Source organism: Sporosarcina aquimarina, assembly GCF_019748715.1.
In the GTDB taxonomy this organism is placed as follows: domain Bacteria; phylum Bacillota; class Bacilli; order Bacillales_A; family Planococcaceae; genus Sporosarcina; species Sporosarcina newyorkensis.
This window is the reverse complement of sequence record NZ_JACLBZ010000014.1, coordinates 136,578-155,644: the sequence shown is the minus strand read 5'-3', so window position 1 is coordinate 155,644 and position 19,067 is coordinate 136,578. Positions and strand designations below refer to the sequence as shown.

Sequence of the window (19,067 nt, the reverse complement as noted above, 5' to 3'; positions counted from 1 at the left end):
TAGCTCCTATTTTCATTAGAATTAATAGTTTTTCTGTAATTCATTCACAAATGCACTCTTACTAAAAACAGTTCCTCCTTCAAGGAGCGAATCAACGACGTTTACGTAGACTTGATCTTCTTTAAACGCTTTGATATTTTGGATAATCGGATTTTTCTTCAAATGTTCGAAGGCTTGTTCATTCTCTTGCGTTCCAGTTTGTTGTACTTGCATGAAAATATGATTTGGATTCATTTCTGCAAGTTGTTCAACTGATAGTTCCTCTTGTGCTTTAGCTTTCTTAATCGTCTCAGGAATCTCCAATCCTAGTTCTTCATACAAAACAGGATTGAAAAAGACATCTTCTGGATAGACGAACATTTTGCCCCCGCGAACACGCATGGCCACAACTGTTTGGTCTTTGAAATCCTCAGCTAAAGAAGGCTTTATTGTTTTGACACTTTCCTTATAGTCACTTAATAGCGTTTGAGCTTTTTCCTCTTTTCCACTCAACTCCCCCATCAACATGAGATTGTCTTCCCAACTGGAGGAAATATGTGAAACTAAGATAGTCGGTGCAATTTGCTCTAACTTACTTACTACTTCTTCAGAAAATTTAGTTGACCCTAAAATAACATCTGGCTTTAATTGGACGATTTTTTCGAAATTGGGCTGCTGTTTTTCTCCAATTGACTCAGCTTGGCCCATTGCCGTTTTAAACATTTCCGGGAACTCACCAGCAATCGTTATGGCTCCAACAGGTTCTACTTCTAAAGCTGTAGCGTCTTCCATCGCTTCCATTGCACCCGTAATTACAAGACGCTCCACTTTACTGGGAACCGTATATGTTTCTCCTAAATATGTAATAGCACGCGTCTCCGATTCACTAGTATTCGCCTCACTTGTTGCTGTTTTTGCTTCCTTTTCTGTATCTGCCTCAACTTTCTCTTGGGTGCTACAAGCAGCTAACGCGAACAATGCTACTAGTGATAAGATAAATAGTTGTACTTTGGTTTTCATTTGGCAATTTCTCCTTTTTTCTATTTTTGATGTAAGACCTTCATATTTATCATTACTATTGTGAAATTTATCCTCAACCCATATGCTTTCTATAACCAGTTGGTGAAAAGCCCGTCTCTTTTTTAAAGACTCTACTGAAATAAAAATGGTCTTTATAGCCCGTATTCTCAGCAACTTCAGCTATTGGCAAATCAGAGGTACGCAATAATAATTTTGCTTGTTGAATTCTCAAATCTGTTAAATAACTTGTGGGACTCACCCCTATTTGTTTGAAAAATAAGGACGACAGCTTTCTTCTCTCTGTATTGAAATGATTTGCGATATCCAATGCGCTGATCCCCTGCTCGTAAAACTGATGCATATATTCGATGATGGCACTCATATCGTCGATCCTGTCTGAGCGTTTTTTTTCAGTTATTATGATGAGCTCTTCTAAGATCTTCAAAAACAACACTTTAGACTGTAAATAGGACAAAGCCCCTGGAATCAAAAAGTTTTGCTGAAGTTGTTGGACTATCTTAGCTAGTTTGATACTTTCACTCGTCTGGAGCAGGAAATGTTTATAAAAAAGTGGAAATTGATCTGATATGTCACATGAAAGTTTGAAGTGAATTACTGCATACTCAAAAGGACGATCGCTTGTTATTTGGCTTTCTATCGCTAAATCGGGTCCTACATGCAAGATTTTCCCTCTCTCCAACATGTACTCTACATTTTCAATCGTAAAAACAGCCGATCCATCTATAGGGAATAGCAGTCCCCCTGCCCCGACATTCGAAGTAAAGGATCGAATTGAATCTTTCTCCGCCATTTTTTGTGTAACAATATCTAAAAATGTGAGCGGAGCAGTTCCATATAGTTCTACCAAATGTTCAGAATTTGTCATCTAACCCCTTCTTATTAGAAAGGACGAATTCATATAGGATGCAAATAAATAATCTCGTCCTTTTTTCATTTTTCATACTATTACTCGACCTTCTAAAATAATGCTATTATCATTGTGTTGTTAATCCCTCCTTTTCACTTGATACTGATAATCATTATCAATTAATATAATAACAAATTTTGAATAAATGTAAATGGAATAATAAGAAGAGTTTTTGCATTATTTAATCCATCGTATGTAAAAAGTCCATTTATTTTAATAAACATAAAAAACAAGAGCCATCCGTAAAGTCAGGTGAAAATGACTCGGATGGCTCCTTATTTTCTTATTAAAAATCAGTAGATTAAAAAAAATATTATACACTATGAATGCAGACAACAAGACTACGATCAGCAGTATTTCGGCTTAATATTTCTCTTCTAGCTCCCCAATTTTCCTGTTAGTTAATCAAATGAAACACCTCCCTGTATTTCAACTGCTAACTTACAGCCGATATTCACAAAAAACGGCCTTATAATTGACATGTTTACTTACTAATAGTAAGGTTGAATATAAACTTACTATTAGTAAGTTTATTAACAGGGTATAGCATGTTTAATACCTATAACCGAACATAATGGGAGGACTTATTAATGACTCAAGCAACACAACAAGAAATTTACTTAGCAAAACGTCCAACTGGTTTGCCTACTATGGAAGACTTTAATTTTGTAGAGCGTCCTATTCCTACACTTAAAGATAAAGAAGTACTGATCAGAACTTTATATGTATCGGTAGATCCATACATGCGAGGACGGATGCAAGATGCAAAATCTTATATCCCGCCTTTTAAGCTCGATGAGGTGATTGTTGGCGGTGTGGTAGGTGAAGTGTCGAAGTCAAATTCAGATGCTTTCCAGCCAGGTGATGTTGTTGTAGGCAATCTAAACTGGGCGGAGTACACTGCAGCAATGGAGAAAGATATACGAAAAATAGATCCATCCATTGCCCCAATCACTACACATTTGGGAATCCTTGGCATGCCTGGCCTTACAGCGTATTTTGGATTATTAGATATCGGAAAGCCGCAAAAAGGCGAAACCGTTGTTGTGTCAGGTGCTGCAGGAGCAGTTGGTTCCATCGTTGGTCAAATCGCCAAAATGAAAGGAGCCAAAGTAGTGGGGATCGCAGGTTCGGATGAGAAGGTTGATTATCTGAAAAGTGAACTTGGTTTCGACGAGGCAGTGAATTATAAAAATGACAGTTTTCAACAAGACTTGGAAAATGCTGCTTCCGATGGCGTAGATATTTATTTTGATAATGTAGGCGGCGAAGTAACAGACGCGGTATTTCGTTTGTTGAATAAACATGCGCGTATCCCTTTATGCGGAGCGATTTCGTCTTATAATAAAGAAGGTCAGGACGTCGGCCCTCGCCTTCAATCAGCTATGATCAAAACAAGTGCATTAATGAAAGGGTTCACTGTCGGGGATTATTCAGCAGACTTTGGAACTGCTGCTGCTGATTTAGGTAAATGGCTTGCGGAAGGAAAATTGAAATATAACGAAACGATCGTTGAGGGTTTTGAAAATATCCCAAATGCGTTCTTAGGTCTTTTCGAAGGAACAAACCTTGGGAAACAACTTGTAAAAGTTGCAGATCCTGAAATAACAAAGCTTTAATACTATATGGTTAACGAATACCCTGTATGGAGTTTTCTCCAAGCAGGGTATTCAGACTGCTTTTAACGTATTTTTCATGCATTTCATTGGTGGTCCAATAGTTCTTTAAGAACGATTGCCTGGTTATGTTTTTCATCCTTCGACCCAAATACAAGCGTCAATTGTTCATCATGCTCCTTGCTCCGGTTGATCAATTTGTTCAATTCTTCTGTTTGGACTTTATTATTTTTCAACTCTTCTTTGTATTTCCTTTTGAATTCATCAAACTTTTCAGGATCATGGCCAAACCACTCACGAAGTTCTTTGCTCGGTCCCACTTCTTTTAACCAGTCATCCAGCTTAGCATCCTCTTTGCTGACTCCCCGCGGCCATAGACGATCTACCAAAACCCGTATCCCATCCGCTTTTTCAGCCTTATCATATACTCGTTTTATCTGAACAGACATATTTTCTCCTCCCATTTTCCAATTTCCATGGTGGTCCGGAAATGCAACATCTGAGTATGAAGAATGCCTTGAACTCAAACACTCCCACTGGAAGCAGCTGCCTGATCAGCCTTAGCACAATCAATAGCTATGACAAGAGCAACGAGTAGGATTTCCATTTCTTCCTTCATAATTTCTATTTGATAGCTATCCCCCCACGTGAACCATTCCTTATCTACAGCACCAATAACTTCCCCATTTTGCAAAACCTCAAAATTCATATCCCACCAGTTTCCCCGCACTTCAAGTCCTGCCGCATCAATAGTATATTTTGCTTTCAAGAATGTGAATTGCTTCTTGATCGTTACCATTTCTCGATTCTCAGTCTCAACAAAAAAAGTCGGCATGAAACTGAATATTTTTTTCGTAATCAGTGCTACCTCATTCATTTCAGAATTTTTGATTGAATAAGTCTTAGGGACCTTCATAAAACTGCCTTCTACATAATAGACATCTTTCTCGGTCTGATCCTTTACTGTAAACTTGCCGCTCATACTGAACACCTTTTGTTTAATGTATAGTTGTTTCATTTAACTCTCCCTCCTATTTAAATGCACCTTCACATACGCAAATTTTTCAAAAAAAGTTTCATTTGAATCTATGCACGAACAATAAAATACCCTATAGAAAGCCCGGCTGAGGCTTCCTATAGGGTATGAATTTTATTTTCAGATCAACCAAATACACTAGTACTGTGTAATGGCTGCAGCTTAGCTTTCGGATCGATAAAAGCTTTCGCGTGGCTGATAGCAACTGGTGCTTCACCCATACCGACAGCAATCAATTTCACTTTGCCGTCATACGTTGTAACATCTCCGGCTGCATAGATACCTTCAATATTGGTTTCCATTCGAGAGTTGACTACGATCGAGTTGCGCTCCATCTCCAAGCCCCACTCCTTCAATGGCCCAAGTGAAGAAATATTACCATAGTTGACGACCACATGATCCACTTCGAATTCTTTCGTGTCGCCGCCTTTTTCTGTTAAGGTCAACTTCTCGATTTTATCGCCATCACCATGAATTTCACTTACCGTATGGGATGTCAAAACATTCACCGTTGAATTGCGCAGCTGATTAACACTTGTTTCATGCGCCGTAAATCGCTCTCTTCGGTGAACGAGCGTGACTTGGCTTGCGATATTTTCCAGCATCAACGCCCAGTCAAGTGCAGAGTCTCCTCCCCCACATACAAGGATGTTCTGGTCCTTGAACATGGAAAGGTCCTTAATGCCGTAGTGCAATGTTTTGTTTTCAAAAAGAGCTTCTTCCTTTAAACCGATTTTACGCGGTTGGAATGCGCCGATTCCGGCAGTTAATAAAATCGTACGTGTCAGATGCTGTCCTTTATCTGTAGTCAGAACAAAATGATCGTCTTTTTTCTCTACAGACAATGCAGCCTCACCTAATAAAACTTCCGGATTCGCATGATGCGCTTGTGTGACTAAGTTCGCCACTAAATCCTTTGCTAAGATTTTAGGGAAGCCGCCGACGTCGTAAATATATTTATCAGGATATAGCTCGATCAATTGTCCGCCCAGCTGCGGCAGGCTATCGATAATTTTCACAGACATTTCACGCATACCTGCATAGAACGATGAAAACAATCCAGTCGGTCCTCCGCCGATAATCGTAATATCTACTATTTCTTGATTCATGAAAAACACTCCTATAAACAATTCTTTAGTATAATACTCTTGAGATCTACAACACGTATTCCTACTATATTATCTACTATTTCTTAGAGAGTTACATCTATTTTGTTTTACATTTCAGGAAAATGAGCCAGGCAATACTGTTCTGCTGCTGCTTGTTCTTCTTCGTCCCATTCTACGTCAAATGGAATTTCGGTAGCCAGTTCATAAAATTGATATGTTAACATTTTGCGTTGATCGTCTTTTACAGAATATAGAATACGCAGTCCCGTGCCATTCTCATTGTATAGCTCATCTTCTTCATCCAATTTGACCGTCAAAAGGAACTCAAACCTCTGTCCTTCTATAATGCCTGTCGGATCCACCAATTCTTCTACCTTGCCGTTTACTATGTTCATACAACTTCTCCTTCTTCCCGCTCTTTAAAGTATCGCCAACCACTTGGGGCATTTCAGCGCTGTTCACTTTAGTGCTTCCTCTATCCTACATCATTTTACATGTAGGGGGCAATTTAAGACCATGAATTCTGATAAAAAGTTTGCTTTTCATGAATAGTTGCTCGAAAATGAATGGATAGACTGCGTTAAGACGAATTAGGAGGAATTATATGCTTACCTTTGAAGATTATAAGTATACCCGACCAGACATGAATGAACTTTCAAAGCAATTCCATGCACTTCTTGAAAATTTTCAACAAGCCTCTTCATTCGAAGATCAATCCGCCATTATTGAGCAGATTAATACGATCACAAGGAACTATAGTACACAGGAAAACATCATGTATATCCGCTCTTCCATCGATACGAACGACTCTTTTTATCAGCAAGAGCGAGATGTTTTTGATGAAATCGGACCTCAATTCCAAGCGTTGCAGAGCGAGTATTATAAAGCATTGCTCACTACACCATTCCGTGGAGATCTCGAGGCTAAATGGGGACCCCAATTGTTCGCTTTAGCAGAAAACGCAATCCGCTCATACTCCGATGAGGTACAGCCTTTCTTGCAACAAGAAAATAAACTGATCTCTGAGTACGCGAAGCTTGTCGCTTCAGCGCAAATAGAATTTCAAGGCGAGACGTTAACTCTCGCTCAGCTCGGACCTTATAAAGAGTCGCTTGATCGTTCGATAAGAAAAGACGCTATGCAAGCGTCAGCCGATTTCTTCGCTGCACATGCGGATCAATTCGATGACCTTTTCGATCAGCTCGTTGCAGTGCGTCATAAAATAGCAACGACGCTTGGTTACAAGAATTTCACAGAGCTTGGTTACGTCCGGATGGATCGGATAGGCTACGATGCAAAGATGGTAGAAGGTTTCAGAAAGCAAATTAGAGAGGCAATTGTTCCCTTAGCTGCAGAAATTCGTCATGGGCAGGCAAATCGAATCCATGTACCTAAATTAAAGTTCTATGATGAACCGTTACACTTTCCTGAAGGCAATCCGCAGCCAAGCGGGTCGCCGGAGTGGATTATTGAAAATGGGCAAAAGATGTATCAAGAACTTTCTCGCGAGACAGGACGCTTTTTTGATTATATGAAACGAAAAAATCTGCTGGATCTTGTGGCGAAGAAAGGAAAAGAGGCCGGCGGCTATTGTACCTTCATCGATAACTATGACTCTCCTTTTATCTTTTCCAACTTCAATGGTACTTCCGGTGATATCGACGTCTTAACTCATGAAGCAGGCCATGCATTCCAAGTTTATTCCAGTCGAAATATTGGAATCCCCGAATATATTTGGCCCACGAGTGAAGGCGCAGAGATACATTCGATGAGTATGGAGTTTTTCACTTGGTTTTGGATGGATCTTTTCTTTGAAAAGGACGCCGACCTCTATCGTTATACCCATTTACTTGAAGGTGTCTTATTTTTACCATACGGAGTAGCTGTGGATGAATTTCAGCACCGGATCTATGATCAGCCTGATCTGACGCTGGTGAACGAAAATCCGTGTGGAAAGAGTTAGAAAATATCTATTTACCGACTCGTGACTATGATGGACATCCGTATTTAGAACAAGGAGGCTTCTGGCAGCGACAAGGTCATATTTATGAAGTGCCGTTTTATTATATCGATTATACGCTTGCTCAAATCTGCGCATTTCAATTCTGGCAGCGTTCCATCGAAGATTTCGATTCCGCGTGGAAAGATTATGTACATCTTTGCCAACTTGGTGGTTCAAAATCCTTTTTGGAGCTCATCAAAGAAGCACACTTGCAGTCTCCATTTGAAGAAGACACCGTACAATCTATTGCCGATTCAATCAGAAATTGGTTAGCTGTAAACGAACTTAATTGATTCCAATCAAACCGGTCATCCCACTTTGAGATGACCGGTTTTGATTATTCTGCGGAATTATATAGCGAATACTGATCCTTTCCTTTTTTCTTTGATTGGTATAAAGCGAGGTCCGCTTTATGATAGAGGGTATGCATGGTATCTTTCTCATCAGCGATTGCAATCCCAATACTGATTGACAAGGGTATTTCTTCTTTTTGCAAGTAACTAAAGGATTGACGCATTGTCTTTAACATATTTTCCGCTCGCTCCCTCACTTGCTCTTCTGTTAGCCGAGAAAACAGTACGACAAATTCGTCGCCGCCAATCCGAGCTGCCAAGTGATCTTTCCCACTTTCTTTTCCAATAATTTCTGCAGCTTGAATTAGAATCTTGTCTCCTTCTCCGTGGCCAAGTGAATCATTCACCAATTTAAAGTTATCCAAATCGATAATCATAAATTGCAAAGGTCCCTTTTTTTGGCGTAACCATTCTACAGCCGTATCTTCGAACGCTGCGCGATTCTTTAATCCAGTCAACACATCATGGAAGGCTAAATATACTGGTCTTGAAATCATTCGAGCCAGAACAATCGAGAGAATAATGGTAATGATTGTAATCGCGATAATTTGAAAGATAAATTGATTTCTGTATGATGCGAGTACACTGGCGAAAGGGACGTCATAGTATGCTATTTCCACTACACGGTTAGTTGAAAGTCCTTTCGCTTTCTCTGCTTTATAGGGTATGTAACGATAAGTTAACGTCTGCCCATTTTCCTCGACAGTTAGTTCTCTTTTCTCGAACTTCTTAAAAGCTTCTTTGAAGACTTCTTCACGAGATGCAGCCACCCTTACATCCCTATCCGTTCTCCTGTCACCTAACAGTAAACCGAAAGATGTGTAGACGTTGATCGATTTAATTTGCTCATTTTCCTGCTCCAACCGCTCCGTGGTATCATTGAAATTAAATTCTTGGAATTCCAGTTTATCCTCTAAGTAATATGCCAGCTCAATTAAGAATTTTCCATCGGGAGTCGGCATATAGCTAAATTTCTTGAATTCGCCTGTTTTTTGTTGAATATCCAGAGCATCATGAGAAAAAACTCCAAGCTTACGCCGTTCTGTCAATAACGTACTAAAGTTTTTGCAGCATTCATTAAAGTTGAGACCGATATCTTCTATGTAACTGCTCTCAATCACTTCATTTGAAGAATTAATAATAAAAATATCCATTCCACTTTCTTTTTCCATTGCCTCAAGATCCCACGTTGAAAAATCCGAATTTTCTTCATACAGATCCAGCAGTTTAAGTGAATACGCTTCCATATTCGCAGCACGGTCCACGTCTAGTATGTTATAGACTTTATCAATAGTGGAAAGACTTGTGATAATTTCATCTTCCGCCTTCTGAATTTTCGTCTCCAGATTTGCTTGCACATTCTTTTTCAGCTTCTGATAATCGGCCACAACGATAATGAGTGAAAGAAACAGCATGAATGAAAAGAGGATGACTGTTAATTTCCCGCGAAAATTCTTATCCAATCCATCACCTCTCATCCTCAACAATAGTTATAAACTTCTATAAATATTATATCATTAAAGTAGTCCATTGGGACCTTATTTTGGTTTTTTTCAGTCTTTTGTCACAATGCATGCATTACTTTACAAAAAAAAGAGCAAAGAGCCTAATTAGACTCCTTGCATTCTAAGTATGTTCACATTAAGCCTTTTGCCTTGCCATCTTCATCTATATCCATTTTCAGCGCAGCTGGCTGTTTTGGAAGACCAGGCATTGTCATGATGTCACCTGTTAAACAAACGAGGAATCCAGCACCAAGCTTCGGCAAAATACTGCGTATCGTGATCATGAATTCAGTAGGCCGACCAAGTTTTTTGGGATCATCCGAAAAGGAATACTGTGTCTTCGCCATGCAGACAGGCAGTAAATCCCAGCCGTTTTTCTGAATTTCAGCCAAATCTTTTAGTGCTTGGTCGGTAAATAAAACACCTAATCCTCCATATACTTTCTGGACGATTGCGGTCACCTTCTCTTCGACCGATTGTTCCACATCATAAATCGGGGCAAATTCATTTGGCTCATCTAATGCTTTGAGAACTTCTTTCGCCAATTCCTCTCCACCAGCCCCGCCGTCTTGCCAGACATTAGTTAAAGCTATCTTTACGGCATTTGTCTTGCACCATTGTTGAACTTTTTGAAGTTCGCTTTCAGAATCTCCTATGAAATGATTCAACGCAACAACTGGCTGAACACCGAATGCACGAATCGTTTCCACATGCTTCTCTAAGTTGACTAAACCTAGCTCAACCGCAGAACTATTTTCCGATTTCAATTCCTGCTTGGCTACGCCGCCTTGCATTTTTAACGCACGGATTGTCGTCACCAAGACTACTGCATCCGGCTGAAAATTCCCTTTCCGCGCTTTGATATCCATGAACTTCTCCGCACCTAAGTCCGAACCGAACCCTGCTTCCGTCACCACAAAGTCTGCAAGATTACGGGCAGTGTTTGTCGCGATTAATGAATTACAACCGTGTGCAATATTTGCAAAAGGGCCTCCATGAATCAATGCTGGCGTACCTTCTATCGTTTGGACAAGATTGGGTTTAAATGCATCTTTCAATAATAAAGTAAGTGCGCCTTCTACCCCTAAGTCCCTTACTGTTATAGCTTCTTTTTCATACGTGTAGCCAATGACGATCTGTGCCAATCTCTCCTTGAGATCTGACAAATCTGTCGCCAAACAGAACACAGCCATAATTTCAGAAGCAACCGTAATATCAAACCCTTCTTCCCGTGGTACTCCTTGAGCGGGTCCGCCGAGTCCAATAGTTATATGGCGAAGAGCCCGGTCATTCATATCCATAACACGTTTCCATGTTATACGACGCGGATCAATATTTAACAAATTTCCTTGATGCAGATGATTATCAATCATCGCACTCAGTGCATTATTCACAGTTGTGATTGCATGAAGATCTCCCGTAAAATGAAGGTTGATGTCTTCCATCGGCACTACTTGTGAGAAGCCGCCACCAGTGGCACCTCCTTTGACACCCATTACAGGACCTAATGAAGGTTCACGTAAAGCAACCATCGTTTTCTTACCTAAGCGGGAAAGCGCATCACCAAGACCAACCGTCACTGTCGATTTCCCTTCTCCTGCCGGCGTAGGACTCGTGGCTGTGACTAAGACCACCTTTGCTTGATTTGTTTCTTTTGGTATTAAATCCACATTGATTTTCGCTTTGAACTTCCCATATAACTCAAGAGCATCTATAGGTATTCCTGCTTTTTCCGCTATTTTTTCAATTGGCTGCATTTTTGCTTTTGAAGCAATTTCTAAATCCGTCAGCGTTTTCACCTGTTCCGCCACTGCCCCCACTGCCTTTCTATTTCTCGGATAGTCTCATTGCATAATTTGTAAAACGATTTTACCGAATTGTACACTGTCGTCTAGCTTGGCAAATGCATCATTTGTTTCTGCGAGCGGAAGAACTGAATCAATAACTGGATGAATTTGATGCGTTTCAATAAATGATAACATCTCACGTAATTCCTCACGACTGCCCATCGTCGTTCCAAGCAATGTGTACTGACCATAAAAGAACTCCCGCAAATTAAGATCGACTGTATCCTCTGTCGTAGCTCCGAATACAACGATCCGGCCGCCTTGTTTCAAGACATCAAGGGAACGATTAAATGTCGCTCTTCCCACACTTTCTATTACTAAATCCACACATTCATCTTGCAGTTCAGCTTGCCAGTCACTATTTGTATTAATCGCCAGATCTGCACCTATTTCAGTTGCCTGACGTCTTTTCTCTTCGCTTCGAGAAGAGACAATTACACGCGCTCCAAGCTTCTTAGCGAACTGAATTAAAAATGTTGCGACGCCGCTCCCCGCGCCAGGAATAAATACGGTCTGTCCCTTTTGTATTTGTCCTTTCGTCACCAGTGCGCGGTAACCTGTCAAGCCGGCAAGTGCGATAACAGCAGACTCCTCCCAAGTTAAATAAGAAGGTTTCTTTTCTAACTGGTCTGCTGGAAGACAAATTTTTTCAGCAAATGTACCGTGATCCGGCATACCTAGAATATCGAACTCCTTTGAAGGCGCATCACTTTTTTCAAACCAACGAAGCGATGGGTTGATGATTACTTTATCGCCGACACTCCAATTTGTTACACCTTCACCTATTGACTCAATGATACCCGCCCCATCAGAACCTAGCACTAGAGGTTCTTTGGCATCTCCCCGCCGAATTGGAATTTTCGTGTCGCGGCGGTTCAGACCAGCAGTTTTCAATGCGACTACCACTTCTCCTTTACCTGCCATAGGTTCTGCGATATTAGTAAACTGCAATTTGCCATTCTCATGTACAAAAGCTTTCATTCAACTCATCCTTCCCACATTTATATACGCTTCTATCATAACGTATTATTAAATGTTTTCATATACTTCACTCTATTCCATATTTCAGACACAAAAAAACACAATGAACAATCGAGTCATTGTGTTAGATGTTACGTCTTTTATATTTAGCTAATTCCAATAGTTCAAGTACATCTTTTTTAGGCAGTCTGATAACCAGTTCCATTAATTCTTTTTCGGCTAAGCGTCGGCCTTTCCCACTGCGGTATCGTTCTTTATTAGTTGAATCGATTTCCGCATACATCTCATCGCTTTCGGATGGCCATTTTCCAGAGGATTCTGCATTCATTGTTTCGCGAAGTCGATCATACAGCGATTCGACGGTGTTTCCTGTCGTTTTTATATAAGGAGTAAAGGTTACTTCACCCATGATCAATTCATCTGTAGACACCGAAAAACGTTCTGAAATTTTGGCAATCCAGGCAGCGGATGGGGCATTTTTCCCGCGCTCCCAATCTTTTATTCGACTAGCAGATGTTCCGATTGCGGCACCAAATGCCATCATCGAAAGCCCTCGTCGCTCTCTAAGTGCTTTCAAACGCAATCCAAAGTCATCTTTACTCCATTCGTTCAACGAAATACCCCCCATTTGAGCTCTACTCATTTATTTTATTGATAAAAAGGTCTTTTTGTCAATTGATTTTATATGAAATTCATATAAGGCTCGAAAGAATCGTATCATCTGAACCGCGATATATCAAATACATAGCAGTAGAGCTCAATAGCCATTTCTTTGACGTGCATAATTTTCTTCATTTTTGTCAATATAAGCTTGAATGATCTGCTGTTCTGTAAAGCCCAATGTTTTGGCCAATGCCCCATACCGCATCCAAACATCTTTGTAATTGTCAAACGTCAAGTCATCCAAAAACTTGTAGATGGACTGTCCTGTTTGTAAAAATAATTGAGTTAGATCCCGTTCTAGTTCATCACTCGTAGGCCATTCATCCAAGTCGTCAAACCCTTTTTCAATTCCTAACGAAAGAAGGAAGTGAATAGAGTCCACGTACTCTTCAAGAACGACTTCATCCGCGGAAGGACCTTTCGTGCTCCAAAATTTAAAACATCTCGTTTCATTCGCTAACTCCGACAATTCCACCAATAACGCCAATCCTCTTTCATTGAATGTTTCGGCTTGTTGGTGGTTTGCTTGTATGTATGCATCCAATGCTTTCTGCATTTCGAATAATTGGTGTAATTTCATTTCAAAATCCCCCCGAAAGTTTGCTGTAGAATGAAACCTTATATCCTGTTCATCCGTATAGTAAAGTATTATATAGTGTTCAGGAGTTGATTTCATGGTTTTATTGATTCGCGTGTTCATTATAGCTCTTGTCATTTACTTATTTTATGTAGGTATTCGCTATTTGACGGATGCTAAGCGGAAACTGGATGAAGCGCATGAAAAAGAGCAATACTATTTTTATGATGATGTGAAAAATATCCGAAAAAATTTCTTCATCACGTATAAAGGTGCATTATTTGAAGGCGAGAAGTATTTAGGCACGACAACAGATTCATTCGATGTCATATCCATTTTCATCTGGGTAAAGGACGAGTCTAAACTGCAAGGGATGACAAAGGAGGACTTCTATTTTTTAGAATCCGAGGTCAAAACTAATTATCCACACGCCGAGATCAATTGGAAGAATCCTATCGAGCAGTTAATGAAATCATAATTCTTTAAAGGAATAGCGCATATGGGCTATTCCTTTTTTAAAAGGTAATAGAAGTCGGCAATTTAACACCTGACGCGGCAAGCAGGATTACAACGTCTAACATTGCGAATAACAAAAAACCGATTCGAAAAGCAGTCTTTCTCGTTTTATGACGAAATATTTGCATGCCGAAGTAGGCACCGACACCGCCGCCTAGTAGTGCGAGTAACCAAAGATTCCTTTCTGGAATACGCTTTTTTTTCTTTTGTGCTTGTTTTTTATCAAATCCCATAGCTGCAAATGCCCATATAGAAAGGATTGCCATATAAATCATCAGGGTTTGTGCCAACTTACCCGCTCCTTCACATAGAAAAACCGCTCCGTTTCCATATAAGAATGAAAACGAAAGCGGCTTTTAGTTCATCTTATTTTGCAACCGATTTTTTTGCAGTTTCTGCAAGCTGTGCAAATGCTTGTGCATCTGTAACAGCAAGATCTGCAAGCATTTTACGGTTAACATCGATGCCAGCTACTTTCAAGCCGTGCATTAATGTGCTGTATGAAAGGCCATTCATACGTGCAGCCGCATTGATACGTGTGATCCATAGTTTACGGAAGTCACGTTTCTTTTGACGACGGTCACGGTATGCATAGTTATAAGATTTCATTACCTGTTGGTTAGCAACCTTATAAAGTCTATGTTTTGAACCAAAGTAGCCTTTTGCTAATTTCAATACTCGTTTATGACGCTTGCGCGTGACTGTTCCACCTTTTACGCGTGGCATAGTGCATTACCTCCTGCTTATCCTGTAAGTGTGTGTTGTTAGAATTCATCCAGCGAGTTCTACCTGTATTACTTCATGTTTGTTAGCATTTCACGAATTCGCTTGTAATCGCCTGAAGAAACTAGTGCAGATTTACGAAGGTGACGTTTTGCCTTCGTTGACTTGTTTGCAAAAAGGTGACTTGTATACGCACGGCCGCGTTTTAATTTACCAGATCCAGTTTTTTTGAAACGTTTCGCGGAACCGCGGTGAGTTTTCATTTTTGGCATGTTCTGTTCCTCCTAAATTGTTCGTGTTACTTTTTTTCGGCAAGCGGTGCAAGTATTAAGAACATGCTCCGGCCTTCCATTTTTGGTTTTACTTCAACAGTTGCGACTTCTTTGCAAGCTTCTGCAAAGCGATCGAGCACACGTTGGCCAATTTCTTTGTGCGTGATCGCACGGCCACGGAAACGAATCGAAGCTTTTACCTTGTCCCCATTTTCGAGGAACTTGATTCCGTTACGAAGTTTCGTTTGGAAATCATGCTCATCAATTGTCGGGCTTAGCCGAACTTCTTTCAAATTGATGATCTTTTGATTTTTACGAACTTCACGCTCTTTCTTTTGCTGTTCGAACTTGAACTTTCCATAGTCCATAACACGAGCTACTGGGGGCTTCGCTTGTGGAGCGACAAGAACAAGGTCCAGGTTCACTCGAGCAGCAATATCCAAAGCTTCATTACGTGTTTTGATACCGAGTTGCTCACCATTGTGATCAATTAAGCGTAGTTCACGTGCTCGGATACCGTCATTTACGTACATGTCTTTGCTAATAGTAATCCACCTCCGAATGTTGTCTCGTGAATACACGTATTGGGTATGTCGAATAATCCGATCCCACAGGTCCATTCATTTTACGAAATAAAAAAAGTAGACAAATGTTATTTGTCTACCCGCGTAAGTAATCTATGCAATGCATGCATAGAAATTCACTCATGTGCCAACCTGTCAACAACTTTATTGCGTCGATCAGGTGAGAAGCGGGTAGCCTCTTCTTATACCACAAACTGTATTCATTTAACCTTATTTACTTTATCATGTTTTGGATAACGTGTCAACAACTAGATTTGAAACTTGTTATCGAATGCACATTTTAGATTCAAAAGAATTCAACTATCATAGTATAGCTCACTCGTGAATATTTGGCAACTATTATTTTCTTAAGCAAAAAACAGCAAAAATAAGTAACGTTATTGAAATCACTTCGGCGCTTGCGGATGGCTCCCGCTTGTAAGGCGCCTTCGTTGAATAAGTGAAAACCCCGGGTATATATTTTCGCTCATCGGCTTCTGACTACTTAACCGGGTGCTAAAGCCTTCTCAGCTTTAAACACTTTCATTGGAGTATCGGCACAAAAAATAAGTAACGTCATTGAAAACACTTCGGCGCTTACGGATGGCTCCCGCGATGAGCCAGTCAGGAAGTGCACCTGTCTGTCCCATCACTCCGCCTACCGCTTGTAAGGCGCCTTCGTTTAGTGAGTGAAGGCCCTAGGTATATATTTTTGCACATTGGCTTCTGACTAATAAATCGGTTGCCGAAGTTTCCACAACTTTAAACACTTTTCTCACTAGTTTTACCACACTAGCGAAGCCGCAACTGCGGGGTCAGCCGAAGCCAGGAGACAGCTAGCGCTTTTTGCTAGTTGGCTCTTGGCGGGAGGCAATCCCCCAGCGGCGTAGCGGTGCCAAAGCACAACATGTACTCTGTCTAGGACACACTGGTATTCGAGCAACGGAACAAAAAATGAGTAACGTCATTGAAACTACTTCGGCGCTTGCGGATGGCTCCCGCGACGAGCCAGTCAGGAAAAGCGCCTGTCTGTCTCATCACTTCGCCTACCGCTTGTAAGGCGCCTTCGTTGAGTAAGTGAAAGCCCCGGGTATATATTTTCGCTCATGGGCTTCTGACTACTAAACCAGGTGCCGGAGCTTTCTTAGTTTTAAACAATACACTTATTAGCTTCATCACACCAGCAAAGCCGCAACTGCGGGGTCGGCCGAAGCCAAGAGACAGCTAGCGTCCTTTGCTAGTTGGCTCTTAGCGGGAGGCAATCCCCCAGCGGCGTAGCGGTGCCAAAGCACAACATGCACTTCGTCCCGGACACACTATAAGTCGAACGACGGCACAAAACTAATTGTCCAGTTAGAGAAAGCAAACCCCTAAAAAGATTTAGTCTTTCTTCACGTCTTCCTGAATCAATTCCAAGAACGCTTCGAAAGACATGCTTTCGGATTTTTGTTCACCATACTTCCGGACATTGACCTCACCGGACTCGACCTCTTTATCTCCAAGGACGAGCATATAAGGTACTTTTTGAACTTGCGCTTCACGGATTTTGTAACCGATCTTCTCATCACGGCTGTCTACATCGACGCGGAATCCAGCTGCTGTCAATTGCTCTTTCACTTGATTTGCATAGTCGAAATGCACTTCAGGCGAGACCGGGATCACTTCTACTTGAACAGGTGCAAGCCAAGTTGGGAAGGCTCCTTTATACTCCTCAATTAAGAATGCAACGAAACGTTCCATTGTGGATACGACACCACGGTGGATGACGACTGGACGATGTTGTTTCCCGTCTTCGCCAATGTACGTTAAGTCGAAGCGTTCAGGCTGAAGGAAATCGAGTTGTGCCGTAGAAAGTGTTTCTTCCATGCCGATAGCTGTTTTCACTTGAACATCCAGTTTCGGACCATAGAATGCGGCTTCGCCTTCTTCTTCTGTATAAGGAAGCTCTAACTCATCCATTGCTTCTTTCAGCATGGACTGTGCGCGTTCCCACATTTCATCATCATCAAAGTATTTCTTTGTATCCGCGGGATCACGATATGACAGACGGAACGTATAATCTTTAATATTAAAGTCTTTATACACTTCGATAATTAATAAAATTACATTTTTCAATTCTTCTTTAATTTGATCAGGACGAACAAAGATATGCGCATCGTTTAACGTCATTCCGCGTACCCTTTGCAAACCGGAAAGTGCCCCAGACATTTCATAACGATGCATGGTTCCAAGTTCAGCAATTCGAACAGGTAAGTTCCTGTAAGAGTGAATACCATTCTTATAGACCATCATATGATGAGGACAGTTCATCGGGCGCAGGATCAGGCTTTCATTATCCATTTCCATCACCGGGAAGATGCTGTCTTGATAGTGGTCCCAGTGTCCGGATGTCTTGTATAAATCTACACTTCCCAAAACAGGTGTATAGACGTGATCGTAACCCAGTCTTTCCTCTTTATCTACAATATACCGTTCGATGACTCGACGAATTGTAGCGCCTTTTGGCAGCCATAGCGGCAAACCTTGTCCTACTTTTTGAGAGTTCGTAAAAAGGTTCAGTTCTTTACCGATTTTACGGTGGTCACGCTCTTTCGCTTCTTCCAATAAACGCAAATGCTCTTTCAGTTCATCTTTTTTGAAGAAAGCTGTTCCGTAAATACGTTGAAGCATTTTATTGTCAGAGTTCCCTCTCCAATAAGCGCCCGCAATGCTGAGCAATTTGAACTCTTTTAGTTTACCGGTAGACGGTACGTGAATTCCACGGCAAAGGTCGAAAAACTCGCCTTGTTCATAGATTGAGACTTGTTCACCCTCGGGAATTGCTTCAAGAAGTTCCAATTTATATTCATCATCAATTTCTTTGAAACGTTTTTCTGCTTCTTCTCGTGAAACATCATGACGCACAATAGGAAGATTTTCACCAATGATCCGTTTCATTTCTTTTTCTAATTCTGGTAGATCCTCTGCTGTGATCGGCGTCGGTGAATCGATATCATAGTAAAATCCGTTTTCAATAACCGGACCGATTCCAAGCTTCGCGTCAGGAAACTTACGTTTGACAGCTTGTGCTAAAAGGTGAGCAGTACTATGACGTAAGATTTCCAATGCTTCGTCTGAAGTTGGTGTCACGATACTGATTTCCCCATCTTCATGGATCGGTGTTTTCAAATCGATTAGCTGATCTCCAATTTTCCCTGCCAATGCACTTTTTCGCAATCCAGGACTGATAGACCCCGCAACATCTTCTGTTGTTGTTCCATTTTCAAATTCCTTTACTGCTCCATCCGGAAATGTTAAATGAATGTTTTCTGCCATTTTGCCATACTCCCTTTCTTTTTTTGAACACAAAAAAGCCTCATCCCTAAAGGGACGAGGCT

General features: G+C 40.9%; 18 protein-coding genes, 1 pseudogene and 1 other annotated feature (1 of these 20 only partly in view). Of the genes and pseudogenes, 3 read left to right on the top strand and 16 right to left on the bottom strand.

Annotated features, from left to right (window positions below; genetic code table 11):
* Positions 1 to 21 precede the first annotated feature (21 nt).
* On the bottom strand, positions 22 to 999 hold the full coding sequence (locus tag H7J92_RS08305; RefSeq protein ID WP_221836457.1) for an ABC transporter substrate-binding protein: 978 nt from the start codon (positions 997 to 999) through the stop codon (positions 22 to 24).
* 73 nt (positions 1,000 to 1,072) lie between these two features.
* On the bottom strand, positions 1,073 to 1,885 hold the full coding sequence (locus tag H7J92_RS08300; RefSeq protein ID WP_221836454.1) for a helix-turn-helix transcriptional regulator: 813 nt from the start codon (positions 1,883 to 1,885) through the stop codon (positions 1,073 to 1,075).
* A 632-nt stretch (positions 1,886 to 2,517) separates the two neighbouring features.
* Here H7J92_RS08300 and H7J92_RS08295 point away from each other — a divergent pair.
* Positions 2,518 to 3,546, top strand: coding sequence for an NADP-dependent oxidoreductase (locus H7J92_RS08295; RefSeq protein WP_078816861.1), 1,029 nt, complete (start codon positions 2,518 to 2,520; stop codon positions 3,544 to 3,546).
* Between the two features lie 83 nt (positions 3,547 to 3,629).
* On the opposite strand, the gene H7J92_RS08290 is transcribed toward H7J92_RS08295, so the two are convergent.
* From H7J92_RS08290 to H7J92_RS08275, 4 genes are all read right to left on the bottom strand, one after another.
* On the bottom strand, positions 3,630 to 3,992 hold the full coding sequence (locus H7J92_RS08290; RefSeq protein WP_040759249.1) for a DUF488 domain-containing protein: 363 nt from the start codon (positions 3,990 to 3,992) through the stop codon (positions 3,630 to 3,632).
* A gap of 74 nt (positions 3,993 to 4,066) precedes the next feature.
* On the bottom strand, positions 4,067 to 4,561 hold the full coding sequence (locus tag H7J92_RS08285) for an LURP-one-related/scramblase family protein (RefSeq protein WP_221836452.1): 495 nt from the start codon (positions 4,559 to 4,561) through the stop codon (positions 4,067 to 4,069).
* Positions 4,562 to 4,704: 143 nt separating this feature from the next.
* Positions 4,705 to 5,688 carry an NAD(P)/FAD-dependent oxidoreductase gene (locus H7J92_RS08280; protein ID WP_009497634.1) on the bottom strand — a complete coding sequence of 328 codons (984 nt, stop codon included), beginning with the start codon at positions 5,686 to 5,688 and terminating at the stop codon, positions 4,705 to 4,707.
* Between the two features lie 107 nt (positions 5,689 to 5,795).
* Entirely contained in the window at positions 5,796 to 6,083 is a 288-nt protein-coding gene (locus H7J92_RS08275) for a DUF6509 family protein (RefSeq protein ID WP_009497635.1), read from the bottom strand.
* Between the two features lie 209 nt (positions 6,084 to 6,292).
* Here H7J92_RS08275 and H7J92_RS08270 point away from each other — a divergent pair.
* A pseudogene (locus H7J92_RS08270) lies at positions 6,293 to 7,983 on the top strand (M3 family oligoendopeptidase).
* 44 nt (positions 7,984 to 8,027) lie between these two features.
* On the opposite strand, the gene H7J92_RS08265 reads toward H7J92_RS08270, so the two are convergent.
* The 5 genes from H7J92_RS08265 to H7J92_RS08245 all read right to left on the bottom strand — a co-directional run bounded on the left by H7J92_RS08265 (position 8,028) and on the right by H7J92_RS08245 (position 13,619).
* Positions 8,028 to 9,506: a GGDEF domain-containing protein gene (locus tag H7J92_RS08265; protein ID WP_176132483.1), complete on the bottom strand. Its 1,479-nt coding sequence runs from the start codon at positions 9,504 to 9,506 to the stop codon at positions 8,028 to 8,030.
* A 173-nt stretch (positions 9,507 to 9,679) separates the two neighbouring features.
* Complete coding sequence (locus H7J92_RS08260) at positions 9,680 to 11,368, bottom strand: formate--tetrahydrofolate ligase (RefSeq protein ID WP_425516855.1); 1,689 nt, start codon at positions 11,366 to 11,368, stop codon at positions 9,680 to 9,682.
* Positions 11,369 to 11,392: 24 nt separating this feature from the next.
* Complete coding sequence (locus H7J92_RS08255; RefSeq protein WP_221836449.1) at positions 11,393 to 12,376, bottom strand: zinc-binding dehydrogenase; 984 nt, start codon at positions 12,374 to 12,376, stop codon at positions 11,393 to 11,395.
* A 124-nt stretch (positions 12,377 to 12,500) separates the two neighbouring features.
* A complete protein-coding gene (locus H7J92_RS08250; protein ID WP_050804681.1) occupies positions 12,501 to 12,989 on the bottom strand; it encodes a helix-turn-helix domain-containing protein in 489 nt (162 codons plus the stop codon).
* A gap of 144 nt (positions 12,990 to 13,133) precedes the next feature.
* Positions 13,134 to 13,619 (bottom strand): dUTP diphosphatase, encoded by a 486-nt coding sequence (locus H7J92_RS08245; protein WP_040759253.1) that lies wholly within the window; start codon positions 13,617 to 13,619, stop codon positions 13,134 to 13,136.
* A gap of 94 nt (positions 13,620 to 13,713) precedes the next feature.
* On the opposite strand from H7J92_RS08245, the gene H7J92_RS08240 reads away from it, so the two are divergent.
* Complete coding sequence (locus H7J92_RS08240; RefSeq protein ID WP_009497642.1) at positions 13,714 to 14,094, top strand: hypothetical protein; 381 nt, start codon at positions 13,714 to 13,716, stop codon at positions 14,092 to 14,094.
* A 37-nt stretch (positions 14,095 to 14,131) separates the two neighbouring features.
* Here H7J92_RS08240 and H7J92_RS08235 read toward each other — a convergent pair whose 3' ends face one another.
* The 5 genes from H7J92_RS08235 to thrS all read right to left on the bottom strand — a co-directional run bounded on the left by H7J92_RS08235 (position 14,132) and on the right by thrS (position 19,005).
* On the bottom strand, positions 14,132 to 14,422 hold the full coding sequence (locus tag H7J92_RS08235; protein WP_246602670.1) for a DUF1294 domain-containing protein: 291 nt from the start codon (positions 14,420 to 14,422) through the stop codon (positions 14,132 to 14,134).
* A gap of 76 nt (positions 14,423 to 14,498) precedes the next feature.
* Entirely contained in the window at positions 14,499 to 14,858 is a 360-nt protein-coding gene (rplT, locus tag H7J92_RS08230) for a 50S ribosomal protein L20 (RefSeq protein WP_009497644.1), read from the bottom strand.
* A 68-nt stretch (positions 14,859 to 14,926) separates the two neighbouring features.
* Positions 14,927 to 15,127 (bottom strand): 50S ribosomal protein L35, encoded by a 201-nt coding sequence (gene rpmI, locus H7J92_RS08225; RefSeq protein ID WP_009497645.1) that lies wholly within the window; start codon positions 15,125 to 15,127, stop codon positions 14,927 to 14,929.
* Positions 15,128 to 15,153: 26 nt separating this feature from the next.
* Entirely contained in the window at positions 15,154 to 15,660 is a 507-nt protein-coding gene (gene infC / locus H7J92_RS08220) for a translation initiation factor IF-3 (RefSeq protein ID WP_040759255.1), read from the bottom strand.
* 1,410 nt (positions 15,661 to 17,070) lie between these two features.
* Positions 17,071 to 19,005 carry a threonine--tRNA ligase gene (gene thrS / locus H7J92_RS08215; protein ID WP_009497647.1) on the bottom strand — a complete coding sequence of 645 codons (1,935 nt, stop codon included), beginning with the start codon at positions 19,003 to 19,005 and terminating at the stop codon, positions 17,071 to 17,073.
* A 47-nt stretch (positions 19,006 to 19,052) separates the two neighbouring features.
* Positions 19,053 to 19,067: a binding site (T-box leader), on the bottom strand (it continues 212 nt past the right edge of the window).